The organism is Microcoleus asticus IPMA8, assembly GCF_013179805.1.
GTDB lineage: Bacteria > Cyanobacteriota > Cyanobacteriia > Cyanobacteriales > Microcoleaceae > Microcoleus > Microcoleus asticus.
This window is the reverse complement of the sequence record NZ_SRRZ01000008.1, coordinates 1-25,096: the sequence shown is the minus strand read 5'-3', so window position 1 is coordinate 25,096 and position 25,096 is coordinate 1. Positions and strand designations below refer to the sequence as shown.

Below are 25,096 nucleotides of genomic sequence, written 5' to 3'. Positions count from 1 at the left end.
TCCCGTTGGTTCGTCACAAAACCAATAACCTCAAAGCTAAATCTGACAACTATGATATTTATCAACCCAAAAACCGATTACGCCTTCAAAAAAATATTCGGTTCCTCAGAAAGCAAAGACATTCTAATTAGCTTTCTCAACGCTCTAATTTATGAAGGCAATCCCACCATTGAAGACTTAGAAATTATCAACCCGAATCTTCCTCCAAAACTTGAAGGTTTGAAAGATACTTATCTGGATGTGAAAGCAAAACTCAACGATGGCACTTTAGTAATTATTGAAATGCAAGTGCTCAACGTCCAGTCTTTTGGGAAACGAGTTTTGTACAATGCAGCGAAGACTTACGCTTTTCAATTGGAAGCAGCCCAAGGATATCGAATGCTGAAGCCAGTAATTGCTCTGACAATTACTGATTTTGAAATGTTTCCTAACAGCCCAGAATTTATTTCCAGGTTTGTGTTCAAAGAAGTCAAGACAAATTTGACTTATCCCGAAAACGAGCTGGATTTAGTGTTTGTAGAGTTGCCAAAGTTTACCAAAGGACAGGAGGAACTTGAAACTTTAGCAGACAAATGGATTTATTTTATGAAAAATGCGAGAAGTCTGACATCGGTTCCAGAAACAATGGATAGCATACCAGAAATACATGAAGCTTTTAATATTGCGAATCAAGCCAGTTTGAGCAGAGAGGAAGTGGAAGATTTGGACAGAAGAGAACAGTTTATTTATGACCAACAGGGAGCAATTATTAAGGCTGTTCAGGACGGCATAGAACAAGGCATAGAACAAGGACGAGAACAAGGACGAGAAGAAGGAATGCGAGAAAAGGCGATCGCGATCGCCAGACAATTAATTTCACAGCTAGATAATGCCACGATTAGCCAAGTTAGCGGGCTTAGCGTTGAGGATGTGCAAAATTTGCGCTCGGGCGATTCATAGCTTAAAGTAATTGGGTACAGGATTGGCGTCAGACATAGTGATGAACAATTTTTGATTATGGATGCTCCCAAAAAACTATTGATCCTCGATCTTGATGAAACTTTAATTTATGCTACCGAAGCATCTCTCCATCGGCAAGCTGACTTTTTAGTAGATCCCTATCACATTTACAAACGACCGTTTCTTGATGTCTTTTTGAAAAATTGCTTAGACTGGTTTGAGGTTGCAGTTTGGACATCTTCAACGCCGTCTTATGCGATCGCAATTGTGTCAGCCATCTTTAAAAATCCTAAAAGTTTATCGTTTGTGTGGGCAAGCGATCGCTGCACAGTTGCTTACGATATTGAATGGTTTGAATATTACAATCGGAAAAATATCAAAAAGGTCAAGCGCAAAGGTTATCGTCTAGAGTCAATTATTGCAGTAGATGATACGCCTCAAAAGTGGGAGCGCAGCTATGGCAATCTGGTGCGAGTAAACCCCTTTGAGGGGGATGAGACGGATAATGAATTGAAGTATTTGCTGCTTTACTTGGATAAACTCAGAGATGAAGAAAATATTCGCAGTGTCGAGAAAAGGTTCTGGCGAAATCGGCTTACCCAATCGATCGGTGAGTCACATATCTCAAACACGCAGTAAGTCGCATAACAAATCGATGAAGCGGACGGCATGAATATCTTGGTGCTGAGTTTGATGTTACTTGCCGTCGCCGATCGCCCACCCTCAACCCCTCGACATCGCAGACTGTGGCGCTACCCTCAACTCTGGGCTAAAATAGATAGAAAATTATAAACAATAGGCAGAGAGGGGCTTCGGTGGCAGGAAACGAGGCAACTGCAAAAAACAAAAGTCAAAAAATACCCGAAAAAACCCCCTTGGGTTCCACTCATTACAGCTTGTTAGGGCTGCATCCTTCAGCCTCTGCGATCGAAATTCGGCGCTCGTACCGGGAACTGAGCAAACTCTACCATCCCGATACCACCGACCTGTCGCCCGCAGTCGCCACCGCCAAATTTCAGCAGCTCAACAACGCCTACGCCACCCTCAGCAACCCAGAACGTCGCCTCGCCTACGACCTCAAAATAGGCTATTCTCGCCTGAACGTGATTGCGCCGCCCCCAGGCTTCAATACTCCGGTTTCGGGCTCGGGCAAAAAAACTTACAACTCCGCTTACCTAGATCCCACGGATCGACCTCTTTCCCCCGGAGAAATGTTCGCTCTGTTTATCATGGGAGCTAGCTTAATCGGATGTTTGGTACTGGCGATCGCGATCGGCTTAATTCGCGGCAATTAAAGCCTCAAATCCCAAATCCCCAATCCTCAATCCCCAATCCCAAGCCTAAAATCCTCAATCCCCAATCCTCAATCTAAAATCTAAAATCTAAAATCTAAAATCCCATGACTCTTCCTTCCGCTGACACTCCTTTGTACAACCATCCGCTCCCGGAAATCGAGCAGTGGCTAAAAAGCCGCGGCTGCCAGCAAGACCGGCAAGAACTCCACTCCTGGCAGATCGATCGACCTACCTGGAAAGCAGAACTTTCCCTCGATATCGACCAACTCACCATCCGTTACATCAATGCTGGAGCCGACGGCCAAGATATTCAGCGAGCCTTCAAATACTCCCTCTCGCGTCAGGACATTGAATCTGCCGTTTTCTCCGGCCCCTAATTAGATTTTAGATTTTAGATTTTAGATTTTAGATTTTAGATTTGTCCTCCAATCTCAAATCTAAAATCGTTATGTTGAGCGGGAGATGAGTGGAATTGGTATTAGATTTTAGATGGGGAATCCAGGTAAGAACCATCAACCGTGCAAGCATTTACATGGGATTGCGAGTGGGACCCTTGCTGTATTTTGCTGTGCGGGACGCTCGCCGGTCGTAAAAACGTTTTTTACTTTCATGGAGATGCTCCCTCAGAATCCACACCTACTTGAAAACTGAAAAATTAACCAAAAAATCTAAAATCTAAAATCCAAAATCGTTAGACTTTGCCAAATCGGCGGTTGCGTTGCTGATAAGTAGACAAAGCGCGGTGAAACTCCGATCGATCGAAATCCGGCCACAGCGTCTCAGTAATGTAAATTTCTGAATAAGCCATTTGCCATAGGAGAAAATTGCTCAACCGCATTTCCCCGCTCGTCCGGATCAGTAAATCCGGGTCACAAACATCAGCAGTATACAAATAGCGTTTAAATAAAACCTCATCAATCTCCTCCGGCTGCAGCTTCCCCTCTTTCACCTGAGTGGCGATCGCCCGACAAGCTTGTACAATCTCCTGACGCCCCCCGTAATTCGTCGCCACCGTAAACAGAATTCCCTGATTGTGCTGAGTTGCCGTCACAGAACGCTCGATTTCCGCCTGCAAAGACTTCGGCAAAGCCTGCAAATTCCCCATAAATTGAATTTGCACGTCCTCGTCCACCATCTCCCGCAATTCTTGGCGCAGCTTACCCTCAAACAAACTCATTAAAAAATCCACCTCCCCAGCCGGCCGCCCCCAATTCTCCGTCGAAAAAGCATAGGCCGTTAAAGCAGGAATCCCCCAATCTTTGCAGCAGCGCAGCAGTTCCTTCAGAGTGCTAGCTCCTCGGCGGTGTCCCGCAATCCGCGGCAACCCCTTATTCTTAGCCCAGCGCCCGTTCCCGTCCATAATCACTGCTATGTGCTTAGGCAGTAGTTCTTGTTGCAGATCCTCCGGCAACTTTTCCAAGCAAATTCCTTGACTCATGGTTTCTCCCGATTACCCGACTAACGGCGCAGTATCCGTTTTAATAGCGTCACTCCCTTCAATCCTATCTGGCGTCCGAGATTGCCGATCGGAATTGGAGCCACAGCTCTTTCTCCCTCCGACGGAAACAGCTTTGCTTCCAGCAATTCCTTAAGTTTGCTGCTAGTCAAAGGTCGATTTAACATTCCCATCTGGGCTAAAGAAATAGAACCCGTTTCTTCGGACACCACCACGCACACGCAAGCTTGCACCCGTTCCGTAATCCCCATCGCCGCCCGGTGGCGAGTTCCCAACTGCCGCGACGCGCTGCGATCGGACAAAGGCAAAATTACCCCCGCCGACACGATCCGCGAACCTCGAATCAAAACAGCTCCGTCATGCAGCAAAGTTTGCGGCTGAAAGATTGTCTGCAACAATTCTTTAGAAACTTCTGCATTTAGCTTTAATCCCGGCACCGAAAAATCTCGATCGTCGATCGGAGAATCTGTTTCTATAATTAGTAAAGCGCCCGTGCGGTTTTGCGAAAGTTCTTTTACAGCGTCCACAATTTCATCTATTACGCTGTCCGGTTCGGGATTTGGTCGGCGATCTCGTCCAAACAATTGCCGAAATTCCCCCCGACCCAATTGTTCCAGAAATCGGCGAAACTCCGACTGCAATATTACCGCCATTGCCACAGCCGAACCAGTCACCAAGCTGTTGAGGGCAACGTGCAACAGCCTCAATCCAGCCCAGTTGCTCACCGCCGCCGCCAGCATCAAAATGATAAATCCCCGTACCATCCACAGCGTTCTGCGCTCGCCCACAATGACGAGCACCAAATACGCAAGGGCAAAAACCAGTCCAATATCGATCCCTTGAATCAATAAGGACTGAACCAGGGCAAAGTCAAAGCCAGATTGTTGATTGTTCATGGTTCATCGAACGCTACCGCCTGTGAACCGCGAACCGTGATGCACTCGAACCCGTGAACCATGAACAGTTGTTATAAGGAATATGCTGAAAATCCCCGTGTTTTTAGACCGGGGAGTGTCAATCCAATCGCGTGACTGAACAAGGCAAAATTTAAAAGTGAAAAAGCAATCATCACTAAGTAAAGATAGATTGTCTTTCTTTTAACTTTTAACTTTTAACTTTTAACTTTTGAGCTCCGAGTCGTTCAGGAAGGCGGTCAAGCCTTAGCAAATCCTGGTAAGTTTCCCGCTGTATAATCGTGTTAACTTCTCCATTTCTCACTAAAACTGCTGCCGGTCGAGGTACTCGGTTGTAGTTAGAAGCCATGCTGTAATTGTATGCCCCTGTAGCCGTAACCGCGAGGACATCTCCGGCCCGACACTCTGGCAATTTGGCATCTTTAATCAGAACATCGCCTGATTCGCAGTGTTTCCCAGCAATTGTCACTGTTTCCGTTAAGGGAGCAGACATTTTACCGGCTGCGAGGACTCGATAAACTGATTGATAGGTAATAGGACGCGGATTGTCGGACATCCCTCCATCTACAGCTAAATACGTCCGCATTCCCGGAATGACTTTTTGAGAGCCAACGGTATAAGCAGTGACACAGGCTGTACCGACGAGCGATCGACCCGGTTCGCAAAGCAATTTTGGTAATGGCAATTGCTGCCGCTCGCAAGCTGCTACCACTGCGGAGCAAATTGTACGAGCCCAATCTTCAATGCTGGGAGGATCGTCCGCTTCAGTATAGCGAATGCCCAACCCGCCGCCAATATTAATTTCTGTCGCTGGCAAACCATAACTCTGTGCTTTAGTCAAGGCCTGCACAATGACTTCGGCTAAATCGTCATGGGGTTGCAGTTCAAAAATCTGAGAGCCGATGTGAGCGTGCACTCCTACGCAAAATAAGGACGGCTGTTGGCTGATGAAAGTAAATACTCGATCGAGCGAGTTGGGATCGAAGCCAAATTTACTATCGATTTGACCCGTCTGAATGTACTCGTGGGTGTGACACTCAATTCCAGGAGTAAACCGCACCATAATTCGTGTCGGCCCACCTGTGAGGCTGCTGACACCCAATTGTCCCAACTCTGCTAGAGTCTCTAAATCCCGCCAATTGTCGGCTACGGTAATGCAGCCGTTTTCGACAGCTAGCTGGAGTTCCTCGCGGGACTTGTTGTTACCGTGGAAGTAGATTTTGTCGGGGCTGACGCCTGCTTGCAGTGCAGTGTGGATTTCTCCGGCGGATACGACATCTATGCCTAAACCTTCCGAAGCTGCGATCGCGCAAACTGCCAAACAACTCCAAGCTTTAGAAGCATAGATCACTTGAGATTCGCCCGGATAGTAACGCCCGAAAGCGTCCCGGTACTGGGTGCAAGCCGCCCGCAGCGTTTCTTCGTCTAAAATGTACAACGGCGAGCCAAATTGCTCCACCAAGGCTGTCACCTCGCAGCCTCCGATTTCCAACCGATCGCTGCTGTTAACACTGGCTGTCAGCGGTAACAGTTCTTGATTTGGCGATCGATGTTGCAGGGCTTGTTGAGACTCAGACAGATACTTAAGTCCCGATTCCACCCCGAAAGATTGAGTTGATACCATCGCGCAATAACTATCCTAGGTTATTAGTCAGCAGTCATTAATCAGCAGTCAGCAGTCGGCAGTCATTAATCAGCAGTCAGCAGTCGTTGGCAGTAGACTAATGTCTGGAGACTTGTGAGTCATGACTCACAACTAGCAACAAACAGCTAATCGCTACCGTGTTTTCCAGTGTACAATTTACAGCCGTGCGTTTTCTACAAATTAAACATCTCGCCGCCGAACACCTCAACAGTGCAGTAGAACTCGATCGGCTCTGTTTTGGCGGACTTTGGACTTTAGAAGGCTATGGGCGCGAGTTAGGCAGTCCTAACACCGATTTACTGGGTTTGTGGGCATCGGAAACCGGGGACTGCGCATCAGAAAGATTCGACAGCGAACTCCAGTCGATCGAGCCCAACAGCATTCTCAACTCAAAACCGCTCAGTGTTGAGACATCCTCGCGGGCCACTCCCAACTCAAAACTTACCCCAACCCTGATCGGTTTGGGTTGCCTGTGGGCAATTTTAGAAGAAGCTCATATTACAATTTTGGCAATTCATCCTCGCTTTCAAGGTCAGGGTTTAGGACAAGCTCTGCTTTGGGCTTTACTAACAAAGGCTCACTCTAGACAATTAGAACGGGCAACGTTAGAAGTGCGGGACTCTAATTTAGCCGCCGTGTCTCTGTACAATAAATTTGGTTTTAAAGAGGCAGGACGGCGGAAACGATACTACAAAGACACGGGAGAAGATGCTCTGATCATGTGGCGCAGCGGCATAGAAAAGCCCGAATTTAAGCTTTATTTGGCGGTTGAGAAAGTCCAAGTTTGCGATCGGCTGCATCAGAAAAAATGGCATTTGGCGATCGATGGTTTTGAGTTTTGAATGTAATTTATTGGGCCTTTAACTTGCATTGACCAATAATTGGTTACTCGATATCAATTTAGTTCAAAATTATCATAGAGAATCAACTTCAGCATGGGAAGAAACATCTGCCTGCATGGCCATACTTACCGCTTTGCTCCGCGCTTCGATAATTTGACCTATCTCGCGCCCCAAGCTTGGTTGACGTTCAATCATCGTATTTACAGCATCTGAGTAAATAACAAGAACTTGCAAATCGTCAACGGCGACGATCGATACCGGACTCGGTTCCCCACTAAACAGTGCCATCTCGCCAAAAAACTCACCGCGCAAAATATTCATTACCTCCAACTCCATGCCCAACTTGTTCGTGACTGTGACCTTAGCCTGACCCGCAATGATAATGTACAAAGCATTACCAGGCTCGCCCTGCCGGATGACTTTCTCTCCCGCACCAAATTTCTGCAAAATAGTTCCCTTAGTTAAGTCATCCAAATTTTTTGGTTCTCTAGCTAAAGGCATAAATCCGGGAATTGAGTGCAAGCTTTGGGCTAACTTACTTGAAGCGCTATCTGCCTTATCAGCAGCTTCCACAGCATACTCGTATCGGTAGCGATATAGCGTCAGGTTGTTTCGCTGCGCTGCGTACCAGACTCGCGTCATAAATCGATCGAGTATCTGCTCCATATCCTCAAAGTTTTCGATAAAAAACTCCACCTCATAGATAATTGCAGTCTCATCATAGGATGTGGTTTTGCTCTCTGGTTCGGGTTCGGCTAATATTCCTTGTGTCGCCAAAGCTGTACTTAGCAGTACCTGCTTCACGAGGTTAGGGGGGCTATCGTAGGAAAAGCCAATATTGATGCGTTGGTTGTAAATGCGTTCTGGTTGGCTGTAATTATGAATTATTTCTTTCCCAACGAATTGATGGGGAACGATAATCACCTCGCGCTGGAGAGTTAGCAGGCGAACCGAGCGCCAATTGATATCAATTACCTGACCTTCGATATCTCCAATGCGCAACCAATCACCCACGCTGAAGGGGCGTTCCAGAAGCAGCGCAATGCCCGACATGATGCTGCCCAATGTGTCCTGAAGCGCCAAACCGATCACGATCGAGCTAACACCCAATCCCGTAGCAAGACCCGCCAAATCTGCACCCCACACCGCCGCCAGTACGATCGCGCTTCCCACAAGCACCAAAAACAACCTAGAAAGATCGACCAGCAGTTTTGGCATCCGTCCCCGCCATGTATTTGCCTCAGCTTCTTCAAACAAAATCACATTAAACAGCGAGAGAGAAGCGTAGATAACAGATATCCAAAACAGGGTTTCGACGACCTTTGCAAAATTCCCGTTAACGTCAAACCTCACGACATTTCTGATTAAAAGCATCAGCATTAAGACGGGCAGGACGAGGTTTTTTACAACCCGCAGCGTAGCCGCCAGCGGTCTACCGCGCCTTTGTAGATGATAAATAACTTCTCCTAGTAAAACTACTAAGAGTGGGAACCCTAATCCGACAATTATCGCCCAGGTCTGCCAGTCGTTTGAAAAGCTTAAATTACTCATAGACATCTTCCTCTCGAACACTTACGGTCAGCTTAGAACTTTTGACTTGCCAAGCCACTAACTTTTCTTTTCCAGGTTCTTGAATTTCACCAACTAGCTCAAAATCGTAGATATCGTGCAGGCGCGAGCAGATGTCCTGAGAAACTAAGATCGATCCGGGCGGACAAGCTGACTTCAACCTATTGGCAATATTTACAGTATCGCCCCAAACGTCGTAAAGCAATTTATTTTTGCCAATCACGCCTGCAACCGCATCTCCTGAATTGATGCCGAGCCGCAGGTCTAGATGCAAGTCTTTTTCATAATTAAATCGGCGGACAAACGACAGCATTTCCAAAGCAAAATCTACCGTGCGTTTGTCATGATCCAGACGCGGCACACCAAGCCCGCATACAGCCATGTAACCGTCACCAATAGTTTTAATCTTCTCCAAACCGTATTTTTCTGTCATTTCATCGAAGGCTGTTACCAGTTCATTAAGCAAGCCAACAACCTCTTGAGGGGACATTGATTGAGCGAGCTTGGTGAATTGGTGGAGGTCGGAAAACAAGACCGAGACATTAGAAATCTGCTCGGCAATTTCTCGCTCGCCCTGTTTGAGGCGTTTGGCGATTGCGGGACTAAATATATTTAAGACTAATGCTTCATTTTCGCGATTTTCCCGTTCGATTAGTTGAGTTTCGGCACGAAGGCTGGCTATCGTTTGGTTAAATGACTTAGCCAACTCTCCAAATTCATCTTGCGAACCCGATTTCACAACCGCGTCAAATTCCCCAGCTCCCACCTTACGAGCGCTTTTGATTAAAGTATTGATGGGTTTGACAAAAATTGAGGTCAGCCAGATGGCAACAAGCGTGATTAGCGCGATGATTATAGTAGCTCCAATCACAACTTTTTTTTCAAACGAGTGAATTGAGGCATAGGCTTCAGAAACATCAATCTCCGCCAAGATAACCCATCTCAATCCATCAATCTCTAGTGGAGCATAAGAACTCAAAACTGGAATATTACGATAATCGTCGATCGCCTCCGTACCCTGTTTACCAAACAACGCTTCCTTCACTGCTTTTGTTTGCACTTCCTGTAGGAGGATTGTAGTATTGAACTCTTTGATTTTCTTGACAGTCTTTTCATCAGTGCCGATCGAGCGTAGAGTTTTTGCATGACCTTCTGGGTCTTCAATCTGGAAACGAGACGCAGAGCGCATTAAATAATCCGACCCAACCAGATAAGTTTCTCCTGAATCGCCCAGACCATTTTGTTTCCAATTTTTGTTGCCAGTCATCACATTGTTAATTTTGTCAACGGGAAGCTGGAACGCCAAAACACCAATGAATTGGGAGCCGTTAAAGATTGGGGCAGCGATAAAAGCCGCAGGCGCACCGTAGGAGGGGGTGTAGGGCTTAAAATCTACTATTTTTACATAGCCCGTTCCATTTGCTTGTCGTGCGGCGGCGATCGCGGATGCTAGGTTACTCTCGTTGTAGGGGCCGTTGGTTAAGTTTGTGGTAAAATCGGCTTCTTTAAAAACCGTGTAGACAACTGTTCCTTCGGGATCGATCAAAAACATATCGTAGTAACCGTATTTTTCCACTATATTGCGAAAAATAGGGTGGTAGCGGGCGTGAGCGCGGCTGTAAGCGCTGGCGTCGCCTGGATTGTCAAGGAGAAGTTTTTTGCCAGCGGGGTTGGGGTTAGCCGCGATGTAGTGGTACTGCAAGTAACGGGCAGCGGCGGTTTTTGGCGTGTAGGATGCCAGAACCGGCGAACCCTCGTTAGTTCGCGTTAGTTTGGGTATAAATTGTGTCTGGTAGTAGGTATCAATTTTTGCGTCAAAATCCGCTGGTACTGTTGATTGTTCAAGTTGGCGGTAGGCTGTCTTGAACTCCTGCATGGCACCGACGACAGTCAGGTCTTCGCTTAAGGTTTGGCTGTGGTGGTAAAGGCTTTCAAAATAATCTTGGATTTGATAAGTTTTGGCAGCCCGAAGGCTCGTTAATTGGTTGAAAACTTTTTCGGTCAGAGTAGCTTTTCCACTGCTAGAGCATATATAGGTGCTGGCGAGCATAGCGCAAAGGCTGACTACCAGCAACATGACTATGAGTTTTGTCTTTATACTTAATTGATTCAGTAATTGCATAGGATGTTTCCTAATATTATTTGCCTTCTTTTTGGATTTTAGACTAGACATCTCCATAAATTGCATTTTAACCAATTTGCTACAAATATTTTAGACTAATTGTTGGAAAAGTCTCTTGTCTAATTAATAGAGAAACGCAAAATTTCGCGTCTCTCTATTCTTTTGCGGAGATGTCTAATGCCTGTGATGTATTTGTCGGATTTGTCAATTTTCAATCCGTTCTAAGTTATTTTGAGCTTCTCCAAGGTTGGTTTGAAATTGCACCGGATAATAGGTGAATAGATTAATCTGCTCTTTTTCCAGTAGAGTCAGTATCGCTAGGTTAATTTTTTCGATGGTATCAAAGTACAATTGAGGATTACCATTAGTCTTAGCAAAAACCCGAATTTTAATGACACGAGAATTTTGATTGAGTTCGCTAAAGTAAATAAAAAACTTTTCAGTCAATATCTCAATTGACTTCGGAATTTCTCGAAGACCGATCGATACAAATTTTTTCGGTTTTTTCTGCCGAAATACCATCAATTTTTAGGGTGAAGTTAATACCTATTGAATTATCATTCCCTACCAATTGGAACCAATTTTCAACGACTCCATTAATCATTTTAGAATTGGGCACTTTTTGGATAGTGTTTCTGCTCAGTATACGAAGCGTTGTACTTCTGAGCCCAATATGTTCCACCTTAATTAGACCCTCTATTCCAGGCATCGTCACTTGGTCACCGGGTCGAAACAGATTATCTACGTAGATAATGATGGTACAACACAAGTCATAGATCAGGTCTTTGAGTAACAAACCTATGGCAACACCCGCTCCACCAAGCAGGCCGATGAGTGCCCCTGCCGATGCACCCAAAAACACCTCACTTGCTTTGAGCAAGATAATCGAGATCGCCAGCACCTGAAACAATTTCGGCAGATAGGGCACGAGCAAATCGTCTAACTCGGTTTCACTTTTGAGCGCCCATTGTTTAAGCACCTCTCCCAACACAGGAGCGGCACGGTAAACAATAAAGGCGAAGGTAGCGATCGCACCAAATCTGAGAATCCCTTCTACTTTTTCGTTCAATACTGGGCTGAAATTTTCTGCCAGAATTAGCTGGACTATCCAGAGTCCGCCGATGACAATCAGCCAGTTTAAAGGTTGTTTGATAATCTCGACTAACTCATCGTCAAAGGTGGTCTGGGTTCTGCTAGTCAGACTCTCGATTCTACGAATGATAATTTCGGAGAAAACTTGTTTTAACGCCAGGGTAAGTGTGAGGACAATGACGACAAGAACGATTTTGAACAGCGGTATCGGTATGTTGACGATAGAGATGTCTCCACTAAAAATGAGTTGCCAAAAATCAGAACCAGCCAGAGCTTCTCTCAACGATATTGCCAAAGTATTCATGGTTTCCTAATTCGATACTTACACAGCGTGGCAGTCTATTATCTTTAAACTACCCCGACATGCTTGTTAAAAATCGGGGATTGTTTCTAGGGTCTTCAACTCGAACGCAACACAAAGCTATTGTTTAGCGGTTGCACGGGTCTGGCGTCAATGGATATTAACTTGGGAAATCGCTGGATCTGATTTTGCGAGATTTCAATAGGCTGCTGCATCACAATCCAGTTCACTCCTTGGGAGCAGGGTGGTGTCGTCAGAGAGCTAAAGTAGCGGTAAACCTTTCGGTCTTTTGGTAAAAATTGCTCTGCATTTACCTTCACTGTCTTCACTACTTGCTCTGGTTCATTGCGATTTGGGAATGCGTCCCCGATCGGTTGCAGGGCTGCATTGTGTTGTCCCTGCTTCAACAATACTCCAATCACAGCTAGCGCACCAGCCTCGCTGCGATGCACTAAATGCAGTTCCATGTCAAATGGTTTGTTATCGATGGTGTGTTCGCTGGGGTCGTGGAAGTGAAATTGCACGAGGTTAAAAATCTGACCGTCCAGCTTAATTGAGCTTCCCGGTTCGTAGTTCACTTGGATGGTATGACCGTTATTGACGATGCGTAGAGGACTTTCCCGATAATCAATTTCAATTGGTGACAGTTGAGCTGCGATCGCTCGGTGCAAATCAATTGGTGATTGCTGGATTCCCGTTTTGCACACTTGAAATTCGGGAGACAGGTTCCCCCACTTCTCTACCCCGCTTTCTCCGATATAGCCCCAGTCAGCTTCTTGTCCAACAGCAGACACCCTTGATGGGAAACTGACACCGAACGAAATTTCCAGCGCCCCAAATCCAAAGAGTTTAAGTAAGGTTCGTCTATCCATTATTGTGAACTTAAAGTTCTAAACAGCATTTTTTGGCTGAGGAGCGTGGATGAGTGCAACACAACCGTTTTGACTGCCCCGACAGTTATTCAGAAATTTTGGCATTAGTATAGCCCTGCCCTTTTGCTTTATTATTGTAAAAGTTTTTTACCTCACTTATCTTTAGTCAGCCTTAAGCTTCACTCCTTGGTAGCTGAATTCAAAGGTTCCATACGGAAGCGGTTGAGTATTTTGAGCGAGTGGACTGTTGTTTAAATCATAGAAACTATATTTGTAGGTTCCATTCAGTGTTCGATTCTGATGAGGTTGCTGTCGCCGGAAAAGCTTGGAAAAACTAATGATTAGCTCGGTGCTAAAACTTTCATATTTAATGGCAATCTAGTATTAAGGCTGACTATTAAATAATAAACCTATATCACAATTATATTTATAAAATTTACGGGCAGCGGCTGTTTTTGGCGTGTAGGATGCCAGAACGGGTGAACCCTCGTTAGTTCGTGTTAGTTCGGTTAGAAATTGTGTCTGGTAGTAGGTATCAATTTTTGCGTCAAAATCCGTTGCTACTGTTGATTGTTCAAGTTGGCGGTAGGCTGTCTTGAACTCCTGCATGGCACTGACGACTGTCAGGTCTTCGCTTAAGGTTTGGCTGTGGTGGTAAAGGCTTTCAAAATAATCTTGGATTCGATCGATTTTGGCAGCCCGAAGGCTGGTTAATTGGTTGAATACTTTTTCGGTCAGAGTAGCTTTCCCACTGCTAGAGCATATATAGATGCTGGCGACCATAGCGCAAACGCTGACTACCAGCAACATAACTATGAGTTTTGTCTTGATACTTAATTAATTCAGTATGGGTATCTTGCCTTCACGAAACAACAGCGGCTGCGAATAGCTGTTTCAAATCTTCAACGAAACTGGTGAAAAATTTGATCTCATCAACCTGCAACGCTACCCAGGCATTTGCTCCTGTTTTCGGTGCAGGACGACTATCGATCGACGTTTGTCCCAGTGTCAACTCTCCTTTTGTTTCAACTCGCACTTTTGCCCTTTTCAACATCAAAGTTTCTGGATAAAACAGGTATCCCAAGGTTGCTCCATCATGGACAAGAAAACCTGGAATTCCTGCTGTTTGTCGATAACCCAAGGCTGTGCCAATCATGAACTCACAAAGAGCTATCAAGAATTGGGAAAGTTTACTTTCTGGATTCGCCTGAGTGACTGCCTGAGTCATATCTCGCGTGAAAATTAAGTGTCGCGTTACGTCTAGCGGCATCACGACAATATCATCTCGGCTGTCAAATACTGTCTGAGCAGCTTCAACATTAAACCAAATATTGAATTCGGCATGGGGAGTCACATTACCGGAACAGAAAAAAGCACCTCCCATGATGACAATTTCCTTCGCTTTTTTCAGGATGCCGGGACTTTTCATTTCCGCCGCAGCGAGGTTTGTCAGTGGGCCGATCGCTACAATGGTAATCTCCCCGGGAGCTGCGTTTAGCTCGTCGATGATGATTTCGTCGGAGTAGCGAGCATCCTCAAAATTATGCGTGGCTGGGGGTAGAGTATGAGACAGATTGCCCATCCCATCAGATCCATGAATATGTCCGGCATCTCCCACAACTTGTTTGATGGGGACACCGCGACCCACTTTAATGTCTGGGAACCCTGCTAAATTTAAAATCTGCGACGCACAAGAAAAGGTGCGTTTAGCAGCGACATTGCCATCTGCGGAAGTAACGGCCACAAGTTCAGCGAGTCCTTGTTTGACTAAGCCCAGAAGCCAAAGGAAAGCATAAATATCGTCTCCGCCCGGATCGGTGTCGAGAATGATTCTGGGATGAGTGAGTTGAGTTGTCATAGGATAAGGTCCCTCAAGTAAGGGATGATTGTATAAAAGTCCGATCGGGATTAGTATCAAGGCAGCGATCGCGCTTCAAGTCAGCAGCAGCACCTCAATAAACCGATTCCAAGTCAACGCCTGTCCTCCTGTTTGCTCTTGCAAAAATGTGATTTCATCCTTAGACAGAGGTGGCTCTTTCAAACTGGCTAGTGCCGTATTCATCTCCTGCATACTGATGGTATCATCTGCATCAACATCAATCGGTAGGAAATAGGTGACAAATTCTGTATATCTCGACATCAACCGTTGATGGCGCAACATTAATTCGCCAAATTCCTCAAAGTCGATCGCACCACTGCGATCTCTATCCATGCAGTTGAACAGATAGGTAAGTTCACCCTCAGAGAGGACTTTTCCTGCCTGATGCAGGTGAGTTGCAAGCTCCTGGGTTGAGAGGAACCCACTACGATCGCGATCGATTGCATCGAAGATGTAGCGTAAATCGCCTTTAATCGCAGGAGTTGCCTGCTCAAACAAGATGTTGCGTTGCTGGCCCTGAAGTGCGGCTCTGAGTTGTTGCCGGAAGCTAGCAATAGTTTCCTTGGCTGCGAGGAACCGCTGTCGATGTTCCTCTGGACTCGCCACTGTATGCAGCACGACGGGTACGAGGGAAGGCAGCGATCGCTGCAAGATCAGAAAACACCCAATCGTTACAATTGCAAAAGGCACGGACAGAACGGGTAGCTTCAGCAGCGAGAACAGGGGTGCTAAGAGAATGCTGGCGATCGATGCCAAGAAAGCACAGATCAGACCAATCGAAATGCTGAGACGGTTTGGCGTGTAAAACACTTCCCCAATTGCCGTCGCGGTGAGAGCTGCATTGTAGCCCCACAAACCCGTATACAGTTCATCCGGCTTGGCTCCCAGTAGCAAACCGGCTAGCAGGTACATGGCACAACCGAGCAATCCTACCAGTGCACCAATCGGGGTACAAATGGCAACGCCTAGGACGACTAGCAAAACCGAAACAACCTTGTCTACGAAAAAGACCTGCCCGATACCGATCGGCAGCGATTGTACCAAGCGAAATCCGTTAATTGCACCCGCCTTCCTCGTTCTGCTAGGCTCGATGCTCCACTTGGGAAAACCGCAGATGCTCTCATACGAGATGCTGCCTCTCAAATTAACCTTTGGCTTGCTCAGATAACGACAGCAACATAAGCAACGCAACTCCTCCAACAAAAACTATTATTTGAATTGCTAAAAGCGTGCGATCTAGTCGAACAACCCGCGCATAGCTTTCTGGTTTCTCATCCTTAATCCAGTCAGCGGTTACGATCGCTTCCAAAATCGAAATAGTAATCAGTAGGTACGCCAGGGCATAGATCTTATCGAGCAAAACCAGATAGCCAATATTCGGCAGTGTTGAAGAGTAGGACTGCTGTAAGAATACAGTAGTTAGCAGTACAGTCACGGATAGGGCAATGCGGGAATCAACGTATTGTGGCTTGAGCAGCAATGCTCCCCAACTGGCAGCGACAACAATCACCAGAGGTAACAGCAGTTTCCAAACGAAGAAACTAACGGGTCGAGAGACAGTCAGTGAATATTGTAGAATCGAATACTGAGTTATATCTCCCAATCTTGGATCGCCAAAATTAGTCGTGTACTCATGAACTAGACTCGACACATCAGCCGCTTGAATTTCCCAGCCCGGAATTGATATCTTACTTGAGTAACCCGACTGCTTGTTGTCTGCTACGTAAACCATTTGGTCAACAGTATAAACTGAATCTTCTAGCGAAATCGTTAGATTCTGCTGATCGAGCGGATACTTTGCCAAAGCAAACGGTTGGACAAAGCGACTTTCAACTCTCACAGCTTGAAAGAAGCGACCGTCTGGTAGTTTTTCGGGCTGTTTATATGAGGGGACTGAAGTCGTGTCTGAGTCGCTAACTCCGTTGAAATACTCCAGGTTGGTAGTTGGGTCTAGGTTACCCTTCCACTTAAACCAAACATAGAAGTCCAGGGAGCAAGTATTGCTTGAGATATCAAGATCGTAGAGGTTCATTACAAAGATTCCTGTCTCAACCTGTTGTGCTTGAGCAGGAATATCAGACAGTGGCTTGAATGTATCAGACGTTGTTTGAGACTGAGCCGAAACTCTGACCCCACTACCCAACTGAGCCAAGAGAGCTAGCAAGGCAACGAAAAGTACAGAGAACAGCAGCTTGCAAGTAGTACAGCTTCTAGCGATGTGCATTTAACTAGGGAATCGCGTTTTGACTTTCACGAGGGCGGTCGCTGTCAGGTCTTCTCTGACAGTCTGGCTATGGTTGTTAAGTGTTTCAAAATAATCTTGGATTTGATAAGTCTTGTCAGCCCGAAGGTTGGTTAATTGGTTGAAGACTTTTTCGGTCAGAATAAATTTATTCACTAGACCATATAAAGGCAGTTGCAAGCATAGCACAAAAGCTGACTACCAGGAACATGACTATGAGTTTTGTCTTGATACTTAATTGCTTCAGTAATTGCATAGAATGTTTTTTGATATTCTTTGCCTTGTTTTTTTGTCTATATAATTAAAGAATAATCTCTCACCATTGGGAGGAGCGCTTTTCAGTAAGCCAAAGCTTTTCTACTAAAGATATCGTCACCCTTTTAGTAGAAAAGCAGACCTCAATGTCCTCAAAAAACTGGCATCAATTTATTGATTTTTGACCAGATCTTCCCGAGACTTATACTTCGAGCCATCTGGCATAATAGCGCCTTCAAGCAAAGCACCACTCAGGTCAGAAATGCTAACTTTAGCACCTTTGAGATTGGCACCACTTAGGTAGGCACTATTCAAATTAGCACCACTCAAACTAGCATTTTTCAAATTGACGCCGCTCATATTTGCGTTGCTCAAGTCCGCACAAATTAAATTAGCGTCACTGAGGTTGGCATTACTGAGATTAACCTGACTCAAGCGAGCAAAACCTAGCTTGGCATGGCTGAGATTAGCACCCGCAAGTTTAGCTTGACTGAGATTAGCATTATCGAGGTTGGCATGGCTCAAATTTGCATTACTGAGATCGGTATTACTCAAATTGACTGCACTCAGATTGGCATGAGAGAGATTAATAGCTATTAACTCTGCATCAGGAGAATCCAAACCTCTGAGAGAAACACCATCTTCATTCAAATCTTGAAGTGCCAGAATTCTTGCATAGCTAACTTTTACGCCGTTTGCGGCATCGATCGTACTCCAAGCTTGGTAGTGAAATTGCTTCCGGCGATCGGGAGCTTCCTTAATGAATAAAACTAAAGCAACGACAAGACTGAGAGCATCAGCACTCTCCAAAATCTCTGCCAGCAGAGAATTCTCCTCCGCCACCACATAAATTATGAGGAACAGAACCGCTGAAACGCTAGCCACTAACCAGGCGGGTTGTGCCCAAAAATTATCAATGAATTTTCCTAAAATTTCTTTGAGAACTTCACCCGATCGCTTAACGAATGATTGACCCTGAAATTGCTGATAACTATCAGTTATTTTCGAGAGTATTTTTTGGATAATTTCACTATCCAACTGAATTGGTACTAAAGGCTTTTTCTGTTCCTCGGTTGGTGGTTCGATTGGCTTAGATTCGTTGAGTAATTGTGTCTTTGATTCTTTTGGCTGATTGTGGGTGACATCTTTTTCATGTGGGACAACCTTTGGTGTAGAAACTACAACTGCGCCTTTTAACATCAAACCTGTAATTGCTCTGTAGGCATCTGTCCACGCCAGCTTTACTTCGGGAGTCCAATCTTGCTGGAGAGACTGCTCAAAAGCCATCAGCAGTGCGTCTCCAACTGGACCGTAATATTTGGGAATTACCCCATAGCCGATGTGTCTGCCTCCTAGTGCGTTGAGAACTGGCCCTAAAGCCTCGGGAGAGCGGAGATTTTCTACTACTAATACCAAAGCATTTATGAGCTTTTTCTGTTGTTTTTCAATAGCGACATTGGCAAAAAGCGGTTTAAATTCTGGGTGAGCGATGAAGAGGTTTTCGTAGAAGCTAGCGGCAAATTCATCAGCACGAGGTTTAATTTTCTCGAAACTGCTTTCCAGTATATCTACGGCTAATTCTGACTCATTTTCGGGAACTGATTCTAGTGGGTGATTAGCTGCTACAGTCACCTGTTCCTCGGGAATTATCTGTGCTTTTAATTGGACTTCTTCACGTGTAGTTTCTACACCTGCGCCTTTTAACATCAAAGCAGTAATTGCTTTGTAGGCATCTGTCCACGCCAGCTTTACTTCTGTTGTCCAATCTTGCTGGAGAGACTGCTCAAAAGCACTCAGTAGTGCTTCTCCAACTGGACCGTAATATTTGGGAATTACTCCATAACCGATGTGTCTGCCTCCTAGTGCGTTGAGAACTGGCCCTAAAGCCTCTGGAGAACGGAGATTTTCTACTACTAAAACCAGAGCACTTATGAGCTTTTTCTGTTGCTTTTCCATATCAGTTTTGGCAAACAGCGGTTTCAACTCGGGGTGATCTGTAAACAATTTTTCGTAGAAGCTAGCGGCAAATTCATCAGCACGAGGTTTGATTTTCTCGAAACTTTGCTCTAAAAGTTCAACATTTAAAGACATATTTTTGTTTCTCTCTTGAAAGTTGACGATCCCTTGTCTAAAGACAGGGGTTTTTAACTATCCGGCTGTGATGAATGCTTTTGATAGAGTGTTTGGAACCTGAGAGTTTCTTAGCTGACGCCAGGGCGATATATTACAAACTCAAATTTTCCAACTCTTGCCACAGGGTAGTCATAAACTCCTCTGCATCGTTGATGCCCATTTCTCCTAAAGCTTTCCACTCTTCACTGGTGTAATCTAAATCTAGTCCCATCACATCTTGAGTCCAATAGGGCAAATTAGATGGGTTTTCCATTAGGTCACAGGTTATTTTTAAGATGTCTGTTCCGGTCGTCTTTTTTCTAGGCTTTGTTGCCAAGCAAAAGGAAAGCAATTTTGCCAAATTACTTTCTGGTGGAATGGCTATTAGAAATGCCATATTTTGTGCTATTACAAACTTGTCTAACTTCATTGGATATTTTCCTCTTCCTAGTTTTAAGGTACTCTCGTAAGTAATTTTTTTCGATTAATGAAAGCAACAGGACTTACGCTATATAAGTTAATTATTATACTATCTATAGTAGTCTGGTGCTTCAGACGCCCACTACAAGTATAGTCTGTGCGTAAGTCCTAACAATTTATATTACCTCAAAATTAAATTTTTGTCTTCTAGACCTCGAATTTCCCTTGGCGGTAGAGATGCTAAGTATCTAGCATCTCTATTGAGAAGGCTGCGCGATTTGTAATCACAATTGAACGCTCCAGAAGTTATCAATAATCAGAGTAAAAGTTTGCGATGTTATGGTATAGTTTGGAAAAATACTACTGAACCTAATGGCTTTGGGATTTCCAATGAAGACGAGCTAGTAAATGTTCCGTACCAGTTTTCAATATCTGCTAATGAATGCGGCAGGGTGCATGGCTTTTTTAGTGAAAATGTTTTTTATATTGTCTGGCTAGACCCAGACCACAATCTTTATAGTTGAAATTATGATAAATTACCCACGATCAGGACACGGCAGTGCCTTTCCCTACAAGATAATTGGGTGATAGTTACGTCTCTGGCGATCGCCTATTTTGAAGTATGGCAACGGCATTTCCTTGTCCGACTTGCTATTACGCACTCCGACTCCGAGAAACCGGGTTTTTTTACCGAGTCTGCGGGCTGCGACGAACTATTATCGTAAAAAAAAATGGTTTCTGAACCCGATGCGTCCAGGACTAATTTTAAGAAAATTTGGCATAGAGAGCTGAAATAAAATTAACGCTTAAAAAGCCTACTGCGAGTACGAGAATGATAAAGATGGCGATACTGAAAATAGACTTTAGCCGATCGGCAATTCCTGATTTTTCTGAGTTCATCGGTCAATTTTTGCAGTAAATTTTATCCGGGCATTTGAGAAACACTAAATTATACCAATGCGCGCACAAAAATGCAACTCCAGACAAGCTCCAAACCCCGATCGCCCTCAGTAGGTCGCATTTTTTGAACTTTTAATCTAAAATCTAAAATCTAAAATCTAAAATAGTCTTAGGCATTGTTCGGTTAGCCTGGGCAGCTATTGTCGATCGCCCGAACCCGATGACCCTAACTCCTGTAAAATAGAGGGCGCGTTGGGGCGAACCTTTTAACAGCCGGAATTGGGCGCGATCGCCGTCAGATCCCAAATACACAATCATATGTCAGTCATCCTTTGCTTACTGACAAAGGTAAAAATAGAAGAGTTTCAGGAAATAATCTAAAACATATAACTGAAAAAAGGATAGAAATCGATGCTCCACCCAGTCTCGCAACCTTACCAACAACGAGAAAATACTATGACTCAAAGAGCCGTGCGGAAGCCAAATCCCTATGTTGGAAACCAGTTGAGGCAAAGTTTTCCTCAAAGGCACTGGCTGGAGCTGGCAGAGTACGCCTCTCTGGCGGCCTCTGGTGTGGGTTCCCTGGCGGTGGCTGTGTCGGGCCAAGCTTTTTACGGGGTGGCTCCCTTAACTTTGGCTTTGTCCCTGAATGTTGCTAACAGATATCGCTTCGAGCAGCAAGTGCGGGTGCATCAAAATTCGGAAATGGCTCAAGTGCAACAGTCTGTAAATAAGGTCGAAAAAACGGCGGTGACGGTAATTGTTAAATTGCGCAAGCAGTTGTCAGCAGATATTGCAGCGCTGCGCCAGCAAATGGCTGCACTGCCTAGGGCAGAAGGCTTTGAGGAGTCGATCGACATCCAGCGGCAGTTGCTGAGTTTAGGAGAGTCGGTAGCTTCTTTGCAAGAAATCGTGGCGTCTGCTGTGCTCGATGTCCGCCAGCAGGTGAGCGCACAACTGCAAGATTTATCGGTTGACCAATCGGCGAATCTCCAAGCTGTGGAACAGGCTATAGAGCAACTGCAAAGCGCCACGCAAGGCTTGGCAGAAACTTCTCTGACGCGAGACGACTGGGAAGCAGTAAATACTCGATTTTTGGAAATCCAGAAAGTCATGGCCAATTTGCAAAGCCAACTGCAAGCTCCCGCGCACCAATCGACTGGTGATTTGTCAATCGTCCAAGCTCAAATCCACCGTTTGGAACACGAGCAGCAAGAAGTTGTTAAACCTCACCTCAAGCGCTTAATCTCGGTTGTCAAGGAGTTGCAGCAGAATAGTCAGTAGTTATTAGTCATTAGTCATTAGTCATTAGGAAGATTTTCTCACTCTCCGACTCTCCGACTCTACCGCGAATAGATCCCAACTTTTTCGACAAATGTGTTACAAAATGAAAAGCTAATCTGCGTAGTTCACCTGTTTTCAACCTGCTACAACAAAATTCTATGACTGCAACTGTCACTCTTGCTGATAACCCGTTACTAATAGGTCAAGGATTGCCTCCATTTGACGCGATCGAACCAGAGCAGGTAGTCCCCGCTGTTACCCAACTGCTGACCGAACTAGAAGCCTCGCTAGCTGCCTTAGAATCCTCTGTCGAGCCGACTTGGAGCGGTTTAGTAGAACCCTTGCAGCGGCTCGGAGAGCGTTTAAATTGGAGCTGGAGCATTGTCGGACATTTGATGGGCGTGAAAAATAGCCCGGAACTGCGCTCGGCTCACGAAACAGTGCAGCCAGAAGTAGTAAAATTTTGGAGCAAGCTCAGTCAAAGCAAACCGCTTTATGAAGCTTTTAAAGCGCTGCGGGCTAGCGAAAATTGGGACAGCTTAAAGTCAGCTCAAAAGCGAATTGTCGAAGCCGCTCTCCGAGACGCCCAACTCTCCGGTGTCGGTTTAGAAAGTGAGCAAAAAGAGCGTTTTAATGCCATTCAATTAGAATTGGCGGAAATTACTACCCAATTTTCCAATCACGTCCTCGACGCTACCAAAGCATTCAGCATCACCCTCACAAACAAAGACGAAATTGACGGTTTACCGCCGAGTTTGTTGAGTTTAGCAGCTCAAGCCGCTCGCAGCGCGGGCGAAGAAAATGCGGATGCCGAAAACGGCCCTTGGCGGATTACTTTAGACTTTCCGAGTTACGGCCCTTTCATGCAGCACAGCACCCGCCGCGACTTGCGCGAAAAGTTGTACAAAGCTTTTATCAGCAGAGCAAGTAGTGGAGAATTGAATAACTGGCCGTTGACCGATCGAATTTTGGCTTTGCGCCAGGAAAAAGCTGCTTTGCTCGGGTTTAGCAGTTATGCCGAATTGAGCTTGGCGAGCAAAATGGCTCCCGACGTTGCAGCAGTGGAAGCTTTGTTAGAAGAATTGCGCTTAGCTAGTTACAGTGCTGCTGTCAAAGATTTAGAAGAATTGAAAGATTTTGCTGCCGAAAAAGGCGCGCCGGAAGCTAAGGATTTAAAGCACTGGGATATCGGTTTTTGGTCTGAAAGGCGGCGGGAAGAAAAGTTTGCTTTTAGTGCCGAAGAATTGCGCCCTTACTTTGCTTTGCCGCAGGTATTAGAGGGGTTATTTGGATTAGTAAAGCGGCTGTTCGGCGTGACAGTAACTGCGGCGGACGGTCAAACTCCTGTGTGGCACAAAGATGTGCGCTATTTCCAAATAGATGACGAAGCAGGAAATAGGATCGCCAATTTCTATTTAGACCCCTACAGCCGCCCCGAGGAAAAGCGCGGCGGTGCTTGGATGGATGAGTGCGTGGTGCGCGCTAAATTTGTGGAAGAGTCCAAGACAACCACGCGGTTGCCGGTGGCTTATTTGGTGTGCAACCAAAGTCCTCCTGTTGACGGGAAACCGAGTTTAATGACTTTTTTGGAAGTCGAAACTTTGTTTCACGAATTCGGTCACGGTTTGCAGCATATGCTGACAACGGTAGACTATCCGGGGGCTTCGGGCATCAATAATGTTGAGTGGGATGCGGTGGAATTGCCCAGTCAATTTATGGAAAATTGGTGTTACGACCGCGCGACTTTGTTCGGGATGGCAAAGCATTACGAAACCGGGGAAACTTTGCCGGAACACTACTACCAAAAGCTGCTAGCAGCGCGCCACTACATGAGCGGCACCGCCATGCTCAGGCAAGTACATTTTAGCAGCGTTGACATCGAATTGCACCACCGCTACAGATCGGGCGGCAGCGAAACTGTGGCCGATGTCCGCAACCGCATCGCTAAAACTACGACTGTTTTGCCTCCTCTGGAAGAAGACGCATTTTTGTGCGCTTTCGGACACATTTTTGCGGGCGGCTATGCGGCGGGGTATTACAGTTATAAATGGGCGGAAGTCCTTAGCGCTGATGCTTTTGCGGCGTTTGAGGAAGCGGGTTTGGAAGATGAAAGTGCGATCGCATCTACAGGCAAGCGCTTCCGAGATACAGTGTTAGGATTGGGCGGCAGTTTGCACCCGATGGAAGTGTTTAAAACTTTCCGGGGACGCGAACCGAGCACTAAAGCTTTGTTGAGGCACAGCGGTTTAGTTGCGGCTTAATTAAGTGTGGAATTACTCGGGATTAATGCGGGTGAATTTATCTGCATTAATCCCTGTTTTTTGTTAAACAAGATTTAGGCATATCCTGTATGTGTAGGGTGCGGTGTGGATGAAGTCTTACCGCTATTCAGCAGATTCCGGGTTTATGAAGCACACAACATATCGTTCGTTCCCTGTAGGGACACGGCATTGCCGTGTCCTACACTTCATAAACCTGGAAAACGCTACAATTCATGCGTAAAAATTTTTGCGTAAGTTTTATTGTTATTTTTGCGTAAGTTTTATTATTGCCAAATTGATAATTGGAGCCACACTTTTTTTATTGGTATTAATAGGACTAAAATTTTCGCTACAAACCCATTTTATTGTAGAACATCATGCAATAAACATCTGTAGTTTGGCACATCATCCCCTATCTTGTGGTGAAAAATCGGGCATAAAGTGCGATCGCCAGCAGATTTTAGTTTAGGTGGAAGGCTCATCAAACCCGCATTTGCAAATATTTGCTGTCATTAAGCGCTGATTATACTTAACTTTCCCTCTCCCTGAAATTAACTTTATATTTCGCAATATTTAAGGGTTGTTTTCTCGATACAGCTAATGCTGGCTCTCCTGACTTTATGGTGTATAATGTAACAAACAATACATTTGTTCTCATGGACTTTTATTTGGACTATATATTAGACTTGCCTGGAG

The 25,096-nt window shown here is 45.4% G+C and carries 23 protein-coding genes; 7 read left to right on the top strand and 16 right to left on the bottom strand.

From position 1 onward, the window contains the following. Nucleotides 1-51: 51 nt before the first annotated feature. The 4 genes from E5S67_RS03395 to E5S67_RS03380 all read left to right on the top strand — a co-directional run bounded on the left by E5S67_RS03395 (nucleotide 52) and on the right by E5S67_RS03380 (nucleotide 2,611). Complete coding sequence (locus E5S67_RS03395; protein WP_172185488.1) at nucleotides 52-939, top strand: Rpn family recombination-promoting nuclease/putative transposase; 888 nt, start codon at nucleotides 52-54, stop codon at nucleotides 937-939. Nucleotides 940-996: 57 nt separating this feature from the next. Next, nucleotides 997-1,578, top strand: a complete 582-nt coding sequence (locus E5S67_RS03390) for an NIF family HAD-type phosphatase (RefSeq protein WP_172185486.1) — start codon at nucleotides 997-999, stop codon at nucleotides 1,576-1,578. 176 nt (nucleotides 1,579-1,754) lie between these two features. Further along, nucleotides 1,755-2,234 carry a DnaJ domain-containing protein gene (locus E5S67_RS03385; protein WP_172185484.1) on the top strand — a complete coding sequence of 160 codons (480 nt, stop codon included), beginning with the start codon at nucleotides 1,755-1,757 and terminating at the stop codon, nucleotides 2,232-2,234. A gap of 104 nt (nucleotides 2,235-2,338) precedes the next feature. Next, entirely contained in the window at nucleotides 2,339-2,611 is a 273-nt protein-coding gene (locus E5S67_RS03380) for a DUF3143 domain-containing protein (RefSeq protein WP_172185482.1), read from the top strand. Nucleotides 2,612-2,925: 314 nt separating this feature from the next. Here E5S67_RS03380 and uppS read toward each other — a convergent pair whose 3' ends face one another. The 3 genes from uppS to lysA form a co-directional block, all read right to left on the bottom strand. Continuing rightward, nucleotides 2,926-3,672 carry an undecaprenyl pyrophosphate synthase gene (gene uppS, locus E5S67_RS03375; protein WP_172185480.1) on the bottom strand — a complete coding sequence of 249 codons (747 nt, stop codon included), beginning with the start codon at nucleotides 3,670-3,672 and terminating at the stop codon, nucleotides 2,926-2,928. Between the two features lie 20 nt (nucleotides 3,673-3,692). After that, the gene (cdaA, locus tag E5S67_RS03370) at nucleotides 3,693-4,586 is read right to left on the bottom strand and encodes a diadenylate cyclase CdaA (RefSeq protein ID WP_172185478.1); all 894 of its coding nucleotides are present in this window, start codon (nucleotides 4,584-4,586) and stop codon (nucleotides 3,693-3,695) included. 208 nt (nucleotides 4,587-4,794) lie between these two features. Next, nucleotides 4,795-6,228 (bottom strand): diaminopimelate decarboxylase, encoded by a 1,434-nt coding sequence (gene lysA, locus E5S67_RS03365; RefSeq protein ID WP_172185476.1) that lies wholly within the window; start codon nucleotides 6,226-6,228, stop codon nucleotides 4,795-4,797. A gap of 185 nt (nucleotides 6,229-6,413) precedes the next feature. Between lysA and rimI the strand changes: the two genes are divergently transcribed. Next, nucleotides 6,414-7,091 carry a ribosomal protein S18-alanine N-acetyltransferase gene (gene rimI / locus E5S67_RS32220; RefSeq protein ID WP_339382932.1) on the top strand — a complete coding sequence of 226 codons (678 nt, stop codon included), beginning with the start codon at nucleotides 6,414-6,416 and terminating at the stop codon, nucleotides 7,089-7,091. Between the two features lie 72 nt (nucleotides 7,092-7,163). Here the strand turns inward: rimI and E5S67_RS03355 are convergent, their stop codons facing one another. The 13 genes from E5S67_RS03355 to E5S67_RS03305 all read right to left on the bottom strand — a co-directional run bounded on the left by E5S67_RS03355 (nucleotide 7,164) and on the right by E5S67_RS03305 (nucleotide 21,173). After that, nucleotides 7,164-8,642 carry a mechanosensitive ion channel family protein gene (locus tag E5S67_RS03355; RefSeq protein ID WP_172185472.1) on the bottom strand — a complete coding sequence of 493 codons (1,479 nt, stop codon included), beginning with the start codon at nucleotides 8,640-8,642 and terminating at the stop codon, nucleotides 7,164-7,166. Continuing rightward, nucleotides 8,635-10,782 carry an adenylate/guanylate cyclase domain-containing protein gene (locus E5S67_RS03350; protein ID WP_172185470.1) on the bottom strand — a complete coding sequence of 716 codons (2,148 nt, stop codon included), beginning with the start codon at nucleotides 10,780-10,782 and terminating at the stop codon, nucleotides 8,635-8,637. Before E5S67_RS03350 ends, E5S67_RS03355 begins: the two co-directional genes overlap by 8 nt. 204 nt (nucleotides 10,783-10,986) lie before the next feature. Further along, nucleotides 10,987-11,229 (bottom strand): hypothetical protein, encoded by a 243-nt coding sequence (locus E5S67_RS32215; RefSeq protein ID WP_216670172.1) that lies wholly within the window; start codon nucleotides 11,227-11,229, stop codon nucleotides 10,987-10,989. Nucleotides 11,230-11,233: 4 nt separating this feature from the next. Beyond that, entirely contained in the window at nucleotides 11,234-12,178 is a 945-nt protein-coding gene (locus E5S67_RS03345; RefSeq protein WP_216670171.1) for a mechanosensitive ion channel family protein, read from the bottom strand. A 95-nt stretch (nucleotides 12,179-12,273) separates the two neighbouring features. Further along, nucleotides 12,274-13,047, bottom strand: coding sequence for a carbonic anhydrase (locus tag E5S67_RS03340; protein WP_216670170.1), 774 nt, complete (start codon nucleotides 13,045-13,047; stop codon nucleotides 12,274-12,276). 384 nt (nucleotides 13,048-13,431) lie between these two features. Continuing rightward, nucleotides 13,432-13,857 carry a hypothetical protein gene (locus tag E5S67_RS03335; RefSeq protein WP_172185468.1) on the bottom strand — a complete coding sequence of 142 codons (426 nt, stop codon included), beginning with the start codon at nucleotides 13,855-13,857 and terminating at the stop codon, nucleotides 13,432-13,434. 52 nt (nucleotides 13,858-13,909) lie between these two features. After that, complete coding sequence (locus E5S67_RS03330; protein WP_172185466.1) at nucleotides 13,910-14,905, bottom strand: nucleoside hydrolase; 996 nt, start codon at nucleotides 14,903-14,905, stop codon at nucleotides 13,910-13,912. Between the two features lie 75 nt (nucleotides 14,906-14,980). Then, a complete protein-coding gene (locus tag E5S67_RS03325) occupies nucleotides 14,981-16,069 on the bottom strand; it encodes an urea transporter (RefSeq protein WP_246276610.1) in 1,089 nt (362 codons plus the stop codon). A 1-nt stretch (nucleotide 16,070) separates the two neighbouring features. Then, entirely contained in the window at nucleotides 16,071-17,150 is a 1,080-nt protein-coding gene (locus tag E5S67_RS03320) for a ligand-gated ion channel (protein ID WP_172185464.1), read from the bottom strand. A gap of 444 nt (nucleotides 17,151-17,594) precedes the next feature. Next, a complete protein-coding gene (locus tag E5S67_RS03315; protein ID WP_172185462.1) occupies nucleotides 17,595-19,514 on the bottom strand; it encodes a globin domain-containing protein in 1,920 nt (639 codons plus the stop codon). A 133-nt stretch (nucleotides 19,515-19,647) separates the two neighbouring features. Beyond that, entirely contained in the window at nucleotides 19,648-19,965 is a 318-nt protein-coding gene (locus E5S67_RS03310; protein WP_172185460.1) for a hypothetical protein, read from the bottom strand. A 755-nt stretch (nucleotides 19,966-20,720) separates the two neighbouring features. Next, the gene (locus tag E5S67_RS33940) at nucleotides 20,721-20,855 is read right to left on the bottom strand and encodes a hypothetical protein (protein ID WP_281363516.1); all 135 of its coding nucleotides are present in this window, start codon (nucleotides 20,853-20,855) and stop codon (nucleotides 20,721-20,723) included. 144 nt (nucleotides 20,856-20,999) lie between these two features. Then, nucleotides 21,000-21,173 (bottom strand): hypothetical protein, encoded by a 174-nt coding sequence (locus tag E5S67_RS03305; protein WP_216670169.1) that lies wholly within the window; start codon nucleotides 21,171-21,173, stop codon nucleotides 21,000-21,002. Between the two features lie 93 nt (nucleotides 21,174-21,266). Between E5S67_RS03305 and E5S67_RS03300 the strand changes: the two genes are divergently transcribed. Both E5S67_RS03300 and E5S67_RS03295 read left to right on the top strand, forming a co-directional pair. After that, nucleotides 21,267-22,139: a hypothetical protein gene (locus E5S67_RS03300; protein ID WP_172185456.1), complete on the top strand. Its 873-nt coding sequence runs from the start codon at nucleotides 21,267-21,269 to the stop codon at nucleotides 22,137-22,139. A gap of 158 nt (nucleotides 22,140-22,297) precedes the next feature. Then, nucleotides 22,298-24,400 carry a M3 family metallopeptidase gene (locus E5S67_RS03295; protein ID WP_172185454.1) on the top strand — a complete coding sequence of 701 codons (2,103 nt, stop codon included), beginning with the start codon at nucleotides 22,298-22,300 and terminating at the stop codon, nucleotides 24,398-24,400. The last annotated feature ends 696 nt before the right edge of the window (nucleotides 24,401-25,096 follow it).

What these genes read in the sequence shown, in the direction of transcription:
- E5S67_RS03380 (WP_172185482.1), top strand. Translation starts at nt 2,339, where the DNA reads ATGACTCTTCCTTCCGCTGACACTCCTTTGTACAACCATCCGCTCCCG.
- lysA (WP_172185476.1), bottom strand. Translation starts at nt 6,228, where the DNA reads ATGGTATCAACTCAATCTTTCGGGGTGGAATCGGGACTTAAGTATCTG.
- cdaA (WP_172185478.1), bottom strand. Translation starts at nt 4,586, where the DNA reads ATGAACAATCAACAATCTGGCTTTGACTTTGCCCTGGTTCAGTCCTTA.
- E5S67_RS03315 (WP_172185462.1), bottom strand. Translation starts at nt 19,514, where the DNA reads ATGTCTTTAAATGTTGAACTTTTAGAGCAAAGTTTCGAGAAAATCAAA.
- E5S67_RS03310 (WP_172185460.1), bottom strand. Translation starts at nt 19,965, where the DNA reads ATGAAGTTAGACAAGTTTGTAATAGCACAAAATATGGCATTTCTAATA.
- E5S67_RS03395 (WP_172185488.1), top strand. Translation starts at nt 52, where the DNA reads ATGATATTTATCAACCCAAAAACCGATTACGCCTTCAAAAAAATATTC.
- E5S67_RS03320 (WP_172185464.1), bottom strand. Translation starts at nt 17,150, where the DNA reads ATGCACATCGCTAGAAGCTGTACTACTTGCAAGCTGCTGTTCTCTGTA.
- E5S67_RS33940 (WP_281363516.1), bottom strand. Translation starts at nt 20,855, where the DNA reads ATGAACTCAGAAAAATCAGGAATTGCCGATCGGCTAAAGTCTATTTTC.
- E5S67_RS03345 (WP_216670171.1), bottom strand. Translation starts at nt 12,178, where the DNA reads ATGAATACTTTGGCAATATCGTTGAGAGAAGCTCTGGCTGGTTCTGAT.
- E5S67_RS03330 (WP_172185466.1), bottom strand. Translation starts at nt 14,905, where the DNA reads ATGACAACTCAACTCACTCATCCCAGAATCATTCTCGACACCGATCCG.
- E5S67_RS03340 (WP_216670170.1), bottom strand. Translation starts at nt 13,047, where the DNA reads ATGGATAGACGAACCTTACTTAAACTCTTTGGATTTGGGGCGCTGGAA.
- E5S67_RS03355 (WP_172185472.1), bottom strand. Translation starts at nt 8,642, where the DNA reads ATGAGTAATTTAAGCTTTTCAAACGACTGGCAGACCTGGGCGATAATT.
- E5S67_RS03350 (WP_172185470.1), bottom strand. Translation starts at nt 10,782, where the DNA reads ATGCAATTACTGAATCAATTAAGTATAAAGACAAAACTCATAGTCATG.
- E5S67_RS03300 (WP_172185456.1), top strand. Translation starts at nt 21,267, where the DNA reads ATGCTCCACCCAGTCTCGCAACCTTACCAACAACGAGAAAATACTATG.
- E5S67_RS03390 (WP_172185486.1), top strand. Translation starts at nt 997, where the DNA reads ATGGATGCTCCCAAAAAACTATTGATCCTCGATCTTGATGAAACTTTA.
- E5S67_RS03295 (WP_172185454.1), top strand. Translation starts at nt 22,298, where the DNA reads ATGACTGCAACTGTCACTCTTGCTGATAACCCGTTACTAATAGGTCAA.
- E5S67_RS03335 (WP_172185468.1), bottom strand. Translation starts at nt 13,857, where the DNA reads ATGTTGCTGGTAGTCAGCGTTTGCGCTATGGTCGCCAGCATCTATATA.
- uppS (WP_172185480.1), bottom strand. Translation starts at nt 3,672, where the DNA reads ATGAGTCAAGGAATTTGCTTGGAAAAGTTGCCGGAGGATCTGCAACAA.
- E5S67_RS03305 (WP_216670169.1), bottom strand. Translation starts at nt 21,173, where the DNA reads ATGATTGTGTATTTGGGATCTGACGGCGATCGCGCCCAATTCCGGCTG.